Source organism: Carboxylicivirga linearis (genome assembly GCF_018271995.1).
Classification (GTDB): domain Bacteria; phylum Bacteroidota; class Bacteroidia; order Bacteroidales; family Marinilabiliaceae; genus Carboxylicivirga; species Carboxylicivirga linearis.
Genome location: NZ_JAGUCO010000001.1, coordinates 592,304 through 604,284, shown reverse-complemented (window position 1 = coordinate 604,284; position 11,981 = coordinate 592,304). Strand labels below are relative to the sequence as shown.

The following is an 11,981-nucleotide window of genomic DNA, read 5'->3' as shown; positions in this document are numbered from 1 at the left end:
TACCTTTTAGCTATTAGCTACTAGCTGCTGGCTACTAGCTATGTATTACTTTAATTTTTTCATGAAGGATTGCAGCATTTTAGCTTCTTCTTCAATTAAATTCTCTAATATTTTAACAAACTCCTCTAAGTGTGAATACTGTAATTTAACAATTTCCAATTGTGTATCTAATTCAAAACAACTACCAAGTGCAATTTCAACATATCGATGATAATCCTTATCACTTCTTCTGCTACTTCCTTCAGCTATATTAGAAGGAATTGAAACAGAACACCTGTTCATCTGAGATACCAAATTAAACTTTTCGATATCTGGTAACTGAGCTGTTAAATCATAAGTTGCTTTAACAATCTCAATCCCCTTTTGCCAAATTTTAAGTTGCTTGTAGTTTTTCATAAAAAAAGCTAACAGCTAGTAGCCAGAAGCTAGCAGCTATTTCATAATCTTATCGGAATCCCCTCCCCATTCAAATACCTCTTCAAGTCAGGTATCGGAATCTCTTTAAAGTGAAAAATACTAGCTGCAAGTCCTGCATCAGCTTTACCCAATGTAAAAACATCTTTAAAGTGTTCCATTGCGCCTGCTCCACCCGAAGCAATAATTGGAATAGACAAGTCATCACTTAGTTTAGCCAAAGCTTCATTCGCGAAACCTGTTTTCACTCCATCATGATCCATACTGGTAAAAAGAATCTCACCTGCACCTCGATCTTCAGCTTCCTTAGCCCATGGAAAAAGTTTCTTTTCTGTTGGTATACGTCCACCGTTTACTGTAACAATCCAGTCATCTCCCTGATCATGTTTGGCATCAATGGCTGCCACCACAAACTGACTTCCAAAATTCTTTGCCAGATCATCAATCAATTGCGGATTTCGCACAGCTGAGGAATTAATGGAAATCTTATCTGCCCCAGCATTTAAAAGTGCATCAGCATCGCTCAACTCACTTATTCCGCCACCAACGGTAAACGGGATATTAATATTACGAGCAATACGCTTTACCAGATCAACAAAAGTCTTGCGCCCTTCGTGACTGGCAGTGATATCAAGAAAAACCAATTCATCAGCTCCTTGTTCAGCATACAATGCACCCAACTCAACAGGGTCTCCAACTTCTTTAATTTCTACAAACTTTACCCCTTTAACGGTTTGTCCGTTTTTTATATCGAGGCATGGTATAATACGTTTTGCAAGCATGTTTTTTTTAAGTTTTAAGTTCGACAGGCAGAGGGCAGAAGTTATTTAGATGACTGCTTAAGTTTATATATTAAACTTGATAACATCTTCTCAATCTCGATAGATAAATTGTTCACTTTATCAAAATCTTCCTTGACAATATATTCTAAACGTAAAGCGATCTCAATTTGTGTTTGAAGCTCATAAAGCGATCCAGAAGATATCTGTAGGAAACGTATGTAATCCTTTGTGTGATTTCTTCCATATCCTTCAGCGATATTTGAAGGAATTGATATTACGCATCTTCGAACTTGTTGAGTCAAACAATATAATTCTTCAGCAGGAAAATGTTTTGTCAGCTTATAAGTATCCTCAACCAGATCCATACCTTTTTGCCAAACAATTAAATCTCTATACGTTTTCATATTCTTAAGTTTAGTTACATCATCTACTGCCTTCTGCCTTACATTCTTCTGCCTATTTAAAGAAATCTTTGCAACTCTTTCAACCCAATTCGTCCCTCATAAATTGCTTTACCAAAAATAACTGCAGGCACATTGGCTTCGGCTAGCTTCTCTATATCTTCGATATTACTAACTCCTCCACTGGCTACAAGATACAAATCAGGAATTTCGGCCAGTATATCTTTGTATAAATCAATGGCAGGACCTTGCAGCATACCATCTTTACTAATATCAGTACAAATGACTTTTTGAATCCCCTTTGCTGAATAATCCTTTATGAATGGTATCAGTTCCTGATCGGTTTCTTCAATCCAACCTGTTACTGCTATTCTATTGTCTTTAGCATCCGCTCCCAGGATAATTTTCTCGCTTCCATATTGCTCAATCCATCCCTCAAATTCAGGACGATTTTTAACCGCGATACTACCTCCGGTAATCATCTGTGCTCCGCATTCAAAAGCAATTCTTAGATCTTCAGTGGTTTTCAAACCACCACCAAAATCAACCACCAGGTTTGTTTTGCCAGCTATATTCTCGAGCGTTTTATAGTTGATGATGTGTCCGGCTTTAGCTCCATCCAAATCTACTACATGCAAACGCTGAATGCCATTATCTTCAAACTCACGAGCTACTTCCAATGGATCTTCGTTATAAACCTTTTTGCTTGCGTAATCACCCTGACTCAATCGAACACATTTGCCTTCAATAATATCAATAGCAGGTATAATATCTATCTTCCCCATTTTTTACAGACTTAAGAAATTTGACAAAATACGCTCCCCAACCGATCCACTTTTCTCAGGATGGAACTGTGTTGCATAAAAATTATCCTTTTGAAGAGCCGAGCTATACTCAATTATGTATTTGGTTGTTGCAGCTGTATCAGGTCCTTTAGCCACATAAAAACTATGCACGAAATACACAAACTCGTTTTCCAAAGAATCATCAAACAGTGCACTATTCACATTATAGATAGAGTTCCAACCCATGTGCGGAATTTTAATGTTATCAGGATTTCCTTCTGGCAACTGAAACTTACGCACTTTTTCATCGAAGATACCCAGACAGTCAACATCTCCTTCTTCTGACCAACTACACATTAATTGCATACCTAAACAGATTCCAAAAACAGGTTGCTTCAGATTTACAATCAAATCATCCAGACCTGTTTCTCTAAGATATTTCATGGTTGTACTAGCTTCCCCAACACCGGGAAAAATAACCTTATCTGCACTTTTAATTACTTCTGGATCTGCCGATATCTCAGCCTCATATCCCAATCTGTTTAATGCATTTAAAACAGATCGGATATTACCGGCATTGTATTTTATAATAACGATTTTTTGAGAGTCCGAAGCTCCAAGTTCGGAGTCCGAAGTATGTTTTTCTGAATTTTCATTCATATTATTTCAATTTTGCTTTTAATCCCTTAAGCATTTTATCAATCTCTTCCAGCTTGTCAATAGCTTTGTTTAAATCATCTATTGTTAGGTACCCCACGTTCTTCGCAATTTCCAACTGAGTTTGCACTTCGTAATTTGAACCAATTGCAATGGAAAGAAACCTTGAAAAGTCACCGTCTGATTTTCTACCATACCCTTCAGCTATATTCGATGGAATAGAAACAGAGGCTCTTCTAATTTGATTTGTTAGACCAAATTTCTCTTCTTCAGGAAAAACAGTTGTGATATCATACACTTCTGTAACAAAATCGATCGACTTCTGCCAAACCATCAATTCTCTAAATGACTTCATAATATGTAGATTTGAGTTAGTATTTCATATCGGACTTCGGACTTTCTTCTACGGACTTATTTCAACTCCGCCCCAATCTTATCAACCAACTCACCAAACTCATCCTCATTAAAAAGCCTGGTCAGGAAAATTATTTTCCCATCACGATCAATCAGCACATTACGAGTAACACCCGCTTTTTTATCAGCATAAAGACCAAAAATATCAGCTCCGGGATCTAATCCCATATCATAAGTCACTTTGGTATCATTCTTTAATTCCAAAGCTTTTTTCACAGGTTCATCGCGATCAATGCCATAAAGTTTCAATCCTTTATCCTTATAGGCCTGCCAGATTTGCTTTTCGATATGCGGCATCTCTTTTCGGCAAACACCACACCAACTGGCAGTAAACTGAAGCATTACCACCTGTCCTTTCAGGTCGGACAGCTTTACTTTTGTACCATCAGTTAATTCCATTTCAAAATCAGGTGCTTTATCCCCAACTTTAACAATATAACCTCTGTCATCAGGCGATGACTGAGCAAATAGAGAAATACAAAAGACAGATAATAAGAATGATAAAATACTTTTCTTCATCGTTGGAATATTTTAGTATTAAGCAAAGATGATTGTTTTGTTTTTATATACCAGCGTTTTGCGATCAACATGTGCCTGAACAGCTTTTGAAAGCACAATTTTTTCAATGTCCTTACCTTTTTGAACCAAAGTCTGAACGGTATCATGATGCGTGATTCGCGTTACATCCTGTTCGATGATAGGTCCTGCATCTAAATCAGATGTTACATAATGACCGGTCGCTCCAATAATTTTCACACCTCTTGAATGGGCTGCATGGTATGGCTTAGCTCCGGCAAAAGCAGGTAAGAAAGAGTGGTGAATATTGATGATTCGATTAGGATATAACTCATTAAATTCAGATGAAAGAATCTGCATGTAACGCGCCAACACAATAAAATCAACTTTATTCTCTTCCAACAAACGAATCTGTTCTTTCTCAACTTCTTCCTTGGTATCTTTTGTTACGGGAAGATAATAATAGGGTAGCCCGAATTGTTTCGCTACTTTCTCCAGATCTTTATGATTACTGATAATTAAAGGGATCTCAACATTTAATTCACCTGCACTATAACGAGCCAGTAAATCATATAAACAGTGGGACGAACGGCTTACAAAAATAGCCATGCGTGGCACCTGATGCGAGAATTTCAATGACCAGACCATTTCCATTGGCCAAGCCAATTTCTCTTGAATCACATCTTTAATCTGTTCCGTTGGAATCTCAAATCCTTCCAAATCCCATTCCACACGCATAAAAAAACGATCCTCACTATAATCAGTATGCTGATCGAGATACACCACATTACCGTTGTAACGATGAATAAAATCTGTTACTTTCGCTACAATTCCTCTTTGATCAGGGCAATGTATCCGTAGAATAGCCGTTTCTCTCATTTAAATTCTATTGTTTAGTTGTTCATTAAAATAGTGTGTTAGTTTTTAGTCAGTAGGCAGTAGTTTATTTACATGCCGCTTAAAATTCATAATTGACTTTGATATTAATATCTCAACTAACTTAATTCACTAGTTATATATTATGATTCAAATCTATTTTTCAGAGGTATCTTTTATACCTTTTACAAAATCGTTGATTGACACTTTATCGGCTCCTTTTTCGGCTAATAGCTTTACAAAGGCGCTTCCCACAATAGCACCCGATGCATATTTACAGGCTGTGGTAAATGTTTCTTTATTACTGATACCAAAACCAATAATTCTTGGAGTTGATAATCCCAAATTATTAACCCGGTTGAAATATGCTAACTGTTGATCCGACAAACCACTTTTAGCTCCTGTTACCGCAGCTGACGAAACCATATAGATAAATCCATTACTATTGGCATCTATCAATTTAATACGCTCATCAGGAGTTTGTGGCGTGATTAAAAAGATGTTTGAAATATTAGCATCTTCAAAAAGTTGTTGATACTTATCGTTGTATTCATCAAATGGAAGATCTGGAAGAATCACCCCATCCACACCTACTTCTTTACATTTAGCAACAAAAGCCTCAACACCATATTTAAAAACAGGATTGAAATATCCCATCAGAACGATAGGCATATCAATGGTTTTACGCATATCTTTTATTTGCTCAAAAAGCTTTTTGATGCTCATCCCATTCTCCAATGCATCCTCACTACTTTTTTGGATGGTTGGTCCATCTGCCAAAGGATCGGAAAAAGGCATTCCTAACTCAACCAAATCGGTTCCTGCTTCCTGCAAAGCTTCCAAAACAGGCATCGTATCTTCCAAGTGAGGATAACCAGCAGTGAAATAGGCCGAAAATATATCTTTTTTCTCTTGTAAGAGTTTTTGTATTCTGTTCATGTTAATCTTAGTTGATTAGTTTTAAGTCAGTAGACATTAGTTTATTTACAGCTCGCACAACCACTTTAACTTTCACTCATCACAATTAAAAGCCAAATCGGTTCATATAAGTCTCCATATCTTTGTCACCACGACCTGAGATAGTGATCACAACGGCATCATCGGGTTTGAATTTCATCTTACCCAAAGCAGCCAGTGCATGCGACGACTCCAATGCAGGAATGATGCCTTCCAGCTGGGTTAATTCCAATGCTGAATCCAAAGCTTCCTGATCGGTTGCCGAAATGATAGTGGCTCTTTTGGTATCGTGAAGATGGGCATGGATCGGTCCAATTCCCGGATAATCCAAACCTGCAGAGATCGAATAAGGTTCTGTAATCTGACCATCATCACTTTGCATCAGAAAGGTTTTACTCCCATGAATAACCCCCAAATCGCCCATGGCTATGGTTGCAGCTGTTTCGCCTGAAGAGACTCCCATACCGGAAGCTTCTACAGCAACTAATTTAACCCGCTCATCATCCAGAAAATGATAGAACGATCCGGCGGCATTACTACCACCTCCCACACAGGCAATCACATAATCAGGATATTCTTTATCCGTTTTTTCTTTAATCTGCCAAGCAATCTCCTCACTTATGATAGCCTGCAACCGGGCTACCATATCAGGATAAGGATGCGGACCAACCACCGAACCAATCAAATAAAAAGTATCTTCCGGATTACAGATCCAATCGCGCATTGCCTCGTTGGTCGCATCTTTTAGGGTTTTACTACCCGATTGCGCTGCTTTTACTTCAGCGCCCAACATCTTCATACGGGCAACATTTGGCGCCTGGCGTTTAATGTCTACTTCGCCCATATAAACCACGCATTTTAAGCCCATCAAAGCACAAGCTGTAGCTGTTGCCACTCCATGCTGTCCTGCTCCTGTTTCGGCTATAATACGCTCTTTACCCATATGTTTGGCAATCAAAATCTGCCCCACAGTATTGTTGATTTTGTGAGCTCCCGTGTGATTTAGATCCTCGCGCTTTAGGTAAACATTTGTACCGTATTTCTCTGAAAGTCGCTTGGCAAGGTATAGTGGTGATGGACGCCCTACATAATCCTTCAACAATGATTTGTACTCTTTCTGAAACGCTTCAGAATTGATAATATCGAGATAAACCTTCTTCAGATTATCGATATTAGGTTGCAACATCTCAGGGATAAACGCTCCGCCAAAACGACCGTACATCCCATTTTCGTCAACTTGATATTTACTTTTATCACTCATAGTGAATTTCTTAATCGATCTTAACTAATTTTTCTCCTATTTCCGATTATTTACCCCCTGATAATTTCGTTTCGCTCTAGCCGCTGGGCTTTTCATTTCTTGTCTTGATACAAGAAACGAAACAAAGAAAATCAAGGCTGCATTAGCGATGATTTCTGATTTTCGAAGAGCTTAAGTGCGGCCGGGTAATCTTCGAACAAGTTCTCTGCTTCCCGGTCTTTCAAAAGCTCTTCATCACCTCATCTATCATCCCTAATGAGGCCGAACCAATACTTATCCGCTTTTCAAATCTATCGTTTCCTTCATCCCCTTTCTTAGTTCAGAAATAAACAATTTTAGCTTTTCAACATCTTTTAAAGCAGGCTCAATTTCAAAACAACTGTTGATATCGATAGCTTTTATATTGAGACCCTCTATCTCCAAAATAGAGGCTGCATCATCAGGCCCAATGCCTCCACTTAAAAAGATAGGGCGGGCATTATTATAATCTTTCAACAAGCGCCAGTCGAACTTCTTGCCACTGCCACCATATTCTTTGGTTGCTGTATCAAACAAAAAGTAATCAACAAAGTCTTCATACTTACGGGGTAATTCAAAATCAAAATTCTCATCTACCCTGAATACTTTAATAATTTCAACTCCACTCTGCTTTAATATATGGCACAACTCAGGTGACTCATCACCATGAAGCTGCAGAACATCCAACCCAAAACTGACTCTTTTCTCACGTATCTCGCGCTCCGATGCATTTACAAATACACCCACTTTTTTAACCGTGGACGGAAAATCTACAGTTGGGTATTCTGTTACAAAGCGAGGCGATTTAGGATAAAAGATAAACCCAAGATAATCCGGCAACAGCTTCAATACCTCCCTTATATTATCAGAATTGCGCATTCCGCAGATTTTTATTTGGGGCAGATGGATCATGGTTTATCGTTTAATGGCGTTACAGAAATCGATACAAGCCTGACCCGGATCATTGGTCTTCATGAAGTTTTCGCCAATCAGAAAACCATTAAACCCATTCTCGCGCAAGTAAAACACATCATCAGCTGAGTGAATCCCACTCTCCGAAATACGAATTTTATCTTTAGGTAATTGCTGAGCCAAAGCAACCGAATGCTTTAGATTCACCTCAAATGTTTTCAGGTTACGGTTGTTGATTCCAACTACATCAACATATTCATTTAGCCGTTCCAATTCGCTTTCGGCGTGTAGCTCCATCAGTACCTCCAAGCCTAATTCATGAGCGGCTGCTCCCAGTTCTTCTGCCTGTTGATTTGAAAGACAAGCGGCAATCAATAAAATGGCGCTTGCTCCTATTGATTTGGCTTCGTACATCTGATACGGATCCACCATAAAATCTTTTCTCAGGATGGGAATGGTAGTAACCGATCGGGCTTCCTTCAAGTCCTCAAATGTTCCTCCAAAAAAATCGGTATCGGTTAGAACAGACAATGCTGATGCTCCTGCTTTTTCGTAGGCGGTAACGACATCTTTTACCTGAGCCGTTCCGTTAATAAGCCCTTTCGATGGCGACTGACGCTTAAACTCGGTAATCACTCCCGATTTAGTTGGATCAGTCAAATAGGCTTTTAAAGAAGGAACCTTCAGGCCAAAAGCCTCTGACTGTTTCAATGCTTCTATCGAAACTTTAGCTTTGGCAGCTACTACTTCTTCCTTCTTTCTTATTATTATTTTATCAAGAATATTCATTGTACAAATTTATGACAGGCTCAACAGGGTTGACAATACTTCGGCAGCTTTACCATCACTTAAAGATTTTTTGGCATCCTCGATACACTGCTCCAGACTTCTTTCGGGATAATAACATTGAAGAGCCGATGCGGCATTGGCAATCACTACGCTATTCTGAGCCTTGGTTCCGTTACCTTCCAACACTTTAACAAAGATATCAGCAGCTTCCGGCACCGTATCTCCACCAAAGATATCTTCCGGCTTAACCGCTTCCATTCCAAAGTCATTAGGTGAATACAACTGTTCGCCATCTTGCGTGATAGCTTTAAAGTCGCCGGTCAATGATATTTCATCGTAACCATCCAATGAATGAATTATGCTATAATTCTTGTTGCCTTGTTGAAATATGTATTGATAGATCCGCGCTAGCTCCAGACTAAAAACACCTACCAGCTGATTCTGTGGAAAGGATGGATTCACCAGAGGTCCCAACATATTAAAGAACGTTTTTAGCCCCAACTCTCTGCGAATAGGTCCGACAGCTTTCATGGCAGGGTGAAACATAGGTGCATGCAAGAAACAAATATTGGCTTTATCAAGCTGCTCTTTCAATTTATCTTCTTCCGATGTAAACTGATAGCCCAAATGTTCCATCACATTGGATGATCCGCATGAAGAAGAAACACCATAGTTACCATGCTTGGCTACTTTAGCACCTGCTCCGGCAACAATCAATGACGAAAGAGTGGAAACATTAAAGGTATTTTTACCATCGCCACCAGTACCGCACATATCAATAGTGTTAAACTCCGAAAGATCAACTCTGTGACACAGCTCCAATAAAGCATCTCTGAATCCCGAAAGCTCATCAACCGTAACAGGGCGCATCATAAACACCGTAAGGAAGGTAACCACCTCCGACTGATTATATCTTTCGGCAGCAATATTCACCAACATTTCTTTGGCCTGACTACGCGATAATGTTTTATAGTTGAGTAACTCTTTTAATATGGTTTTAATCATTGGTTTAAAATTAGTTCGTTAGTTTTTAGGCTTGATTAAAAAGTGCTTAGTGATCAGTGCATGGTGCATAGAGGCACTTATCACCTGGCACTATGCACTCTATCACTATTTTTTCAACCAGTTACGAATCATTTGTTTTCCGTTCTCAGTTAATACCGATTCCGGGTGAAACTGAACTCCCCGCACATCATATTCTTTATGACATACCCCCATTATCTGTCCTTCTTCATCGCGCGAGGTAATGGTCAGCTCTGCCGGTAAATCTTCTTCGTTCACCACCCAGCTATGATATCTTCCTGCCATAAACTCATCGGGAATGGAGTCGAACAAATACTCATCGCGACTGGTAACTTTCACCTTAGTAGCCACACCGTGATACACCTTATTCAGATTGCGAATACTTCCGCCACAAACCTCACCAATAGCCTGACAACCTAAACACACGCCCAAAATACTTTTAGTTGACATATATGTTTTAATCAGCTCTTTTAATATACCCGCTTCATCAGGAATACCCGGGCCGGGCGATAACAGAATCTTATCATAGTTGGCAATCTCTGCAATTGATATTTCATCATTACGGTAAACATCCACCTTCTCATTCAAAATCTCCTCAACGTAATGGACCAGATTGTATGTAAACGAATCGTAATTATCCAGAATCAGAATCTTCATAATATATTGCTTAATGCTTCTGCTTTACTGCTTAGCTTAGTTATTCAATTAAAAATCTTGTGCCATTTCAATGGCTTTTTTCAATGCTCCGAGTTTATTATTGACTTCAGCCAACTCGTTTTCTTCTTTTGATTCGCTTACTACACCAGCACCGGCCTGGTAGAAAAGTGTATTGTTTTTACTCAGAAACGAGCGAATCATAATTGCTTGATTAAAGCTTCCGTCAAGACCAATATTACCGATGCAACCGCCGTAATAACCACGATTTTGATTTTCGATGGAATCAATCAACTGCATAGCCTTGTATTTAGGAGCACCGGATAAAGTACCTGCAGGAAAAGTATCAGCCATCACACGAGCAGCAATGGATCCTTCCTGAAGCTGTCCGCTTACATCCGACACCAAATGCAACACATGCGAGTAATACTGAACCTCTTTATACGTATTTACTTTTACCTTCTCGCAGTTGCGACTTAAATCGTTTCGGGCCAGATCAACCAACATCACATGTTCGGCATTTTCCTTTTCATCCTCACTTAGCTTAATGGCCAATTCCTGATCTTTCACATCATCACCGGTACGTTTGAACGTTCCTGCAATAGGATTGATAGTTGCCTCATTGTTTTGAATCACTAATTGAGCCTCAGGCGACGACCCGAATATCTTATACGATCCGTAATCGAAATAAAATAAATAAGGCGATGGATTAATGTTTCGTAAGGCACGGTATACATTAAATTCATCGCCTTTAAACGATTGTTTGAACTGACGCGATAACACAATCTGGAAAACGTCACCTCTAAAGCAGTGTTCTTTTCCTTTGGTCACCATCGCCATGTATTCTTCGTTGGTCAGGTTCGAAGTTTCGTTATTCGCTGGTTCGAAGTTGAAAGCCGGTATAGCTCTGTTATAAAAAGTATCAATCAATTCGTTGGCAGCCGATTCTTCACCTTCGTTTAGGTTTTCGATCAAATACAACTGATTACTAAAGTGGTTAAATGCAATAATATACTTGTAAAAAGTGTAGCGCATTTCAGGAATTTTATGCGCATCTAAAACAGGAGACTCAAAATCCAAAGTATCGAAATATTGCACCGCATCAAAGGTTGTGTATCCGAATAAACCATTCACTTTAACCGGGCAATCGTCCATCCTCACCTTGAAACTCTTAATAAATTCATCCAGCAACTGCGGTACATTATTATCCTTATCAATGGTAATGCTCTCCAGCTCTTTATGCGCCTCACCTAATAAAACTTTGCCTTTATCTGCAATAAAATCGTAGGTTGGATTAAAGCAAATAAATGACATGGAATTGGTATTTCCGTGATAATCACTACTCTCTAATAAGATAGTATTAGGATATTCATCGCGCAATTTCAGGTACAAGCTAACCGGGGTGGTAACATCAGCTACATTGGCCGGTATGGGAGTTGCTTTGCATGTTATATTTTTAAGTTCCATTGGTTTAGTTTTTCACAATTTAATTAAAAAAAAGAAGGCTTACCTGGAGTTAGGT

At 39.0% G+C, this 11,981-nt stretch carries 15 protein-coding genes; all 15 read right to left on the bottom strand.

From position 1 onward, the window contains the following. Positions 1-45: 45 nt before the first annotated feature. Positions 46-396, bottom strand: a complete 351-nt coding sequence (locus tag KEM10_RS02660; protein ID WP_212213135.1) for a four helix bundle protein — start codon at positions 394-396, stop codon at positions 46-48. Between the two features lie 41 nt (positions 397-437). After that, positions 438-1,196 carry an imidazole glycerol phosphate synthase subunit HisF gene (gene hisF / locus KEM10_RS02655; RefSeq protein ID WP_212213133.1) on the bottom strand — a complete coding sequence of 253 codons (759 nt, stop codon included), beginning with the start codon at positions 1,194-1,196 and terminating at the stop codon, positions 438-440. 41 nt (positions 1,197-1,237) lie between these two features. Next, entirely contained in the window at positions 1,238-1,600 is a 363-nt protein-coding gene (locus KEM10_RS02650; RefSeq protein WP_212213131.1) for a four helix bundle protein, read from the bottom strand. Between the two features lie 56 nt (positions 1,601-1,656). After that, on the bottom strand, positions 1,657-2,382 hold the full coding sequence (gene hisA, locus KEM10_RS02645; RefSeq protein WP_212213129.1) for a 1-(5-phosphoribosyl)-5-[(5-phosphoribosylamino)methylideneamino]imidazole-4-carboxamide isomerase: 726 nt from the start codon (positions 2,380-2,382) through the stop codon (positions 1,657-1,659). A 3-nt stretch (positions 2,383-2,385) separates the two neighbouring features. After that, positions 2,386-3,042, bottom strand: a complete 657-nt coding sequence (hisH, locus tag KEM10_RS02640; protein ID WP_212213127.1) for an imidazole glycerol phosphate synthase subunit HisH — start codon at positions 3,040-3,042, stop codon at positions 2,386-2,388. 1 nt (position 3,043) lies between these two features. Continuing rightward, positions 3,044-3,394 (bottom strand): four helix bundle protein, encoded by a 351-nt coding sequence (locus KEM10_RS02635; RefSeq protein WP_212213124.1) that lies wholly within the window; start codon positions 3,392-3,394, stop codon positions 3,044-3,046. A gap of 56 nt (positions 3,395-3,450) precedes the next feature. After that, positions 3,451-3,972, bottom strand: a complete 522-nt coding sequence (locus tag KEM10_RS02630) for a peroxiredoxin family protein (protein ID WP_212213121.1) — start codon at positions 3,970-3,972, stop codon at positions 3,451-3,453. Positions 3,973-3,990: 18 nt separating this feature from the next. After that, complete coding sequence (purU, locus tag KEM10_RS02625; protein WP_212213118.1) at positions 3,991-4,848, bottom strand: formyltetrahydrofolate deformylase; 858 nt, start codon at positions 4,846-4,848, stop codon at positions 3,991-3,993. Positions 4,849-5,001: 153 nt separating this feature from the next. Continuing rightward, positions 5,002-5,784, bottom strand: a complete 783-nt coding sequence (trpA, locus tag KEM10_RS02620; RefSeq protein WP_212213115.1) for a tryptophan synthase subunit alpha — start codon at positions 5,782-5,784, stop codon at positions 5,002-5,004. Positions 5,785-5,869: 85 nt separating this feature from the next. Beyond that, positions 5,870-7,063: a tryptophan synthase subunit beta gene (gene trpB / locus KEM10_RS02615; RefSeq protein WP_212213112.1), complete on the bottom strand. Its 1,194-nt coding sequence runs from the start codon at positions 7,061-7,063 to the stop codon at positions 5,870-5,872. 273 nt (positions 7,064-7,336) lie between these two features. After that, positions 7,337-7,960: a phosphoribosylanthranilate isomerase gene (locus KEM10_RS02610; protein ID WP_212213110.1), complete on the bottom strand. Its 624-nt coding sequence runs from the start codon at positions 7,958-7,960 to the stop codon at positions 7,337-7,339. A 36-nt stretch (positions 7,961-7,996) separates the two neighbouring features. Continuing rightward, positions 7,997-8,782, bottom strand: a complete 786-nt coding sequence (gene trpC / locus KEM10_RS02605) for an indole-3-glycerol phosphate synthase TrpC (RefSeq protein ID WP_212213107.1) — start codon at positions 8,780-8,782, stop codon at positions 7,997-7,999. Positions 8,783-8,791: 9 nt separating this feature from the next. After that, positions 8,792-9,787 (bottom strand): anthranilate phosphoribosyltransferase, encoded by a 996-nt coding sequence (gene trpD, locus KEM10_RS02600; RefSeq protein ID WP_212213105.1) that lies wholly within the window; start codon positions 9,785-9,787, stop codon positions 8,792-8,794. Between the two features lie 105 nt (positions 9,788-9,892). Continuing rightward, positions 9,893-10,462: an anthranilate synthase component II gene (locus tag KEM10_RS02595; protein ID WP_212213103.1), complete on the bottom strand. Its 570-nt coding sequence runs from the start codon at positions 10,460-10,462 to the stop codon at positions 9,893-9,895. Positions 10,463-10,510: 48 nt separating this feature from the next. After that, positions 10,511-11,926, bottom strand: a complete 1,416-nt coding sequence (locus KEM10_RS02590; protein ID WP_212213101.1) for an anthranilate synthase component I family protein — start codon at positions 11,924-11,926, stop codon at positions 10,511-10,513. Positions 11,927-11,981: the final 55 nt, after the last annotated feature.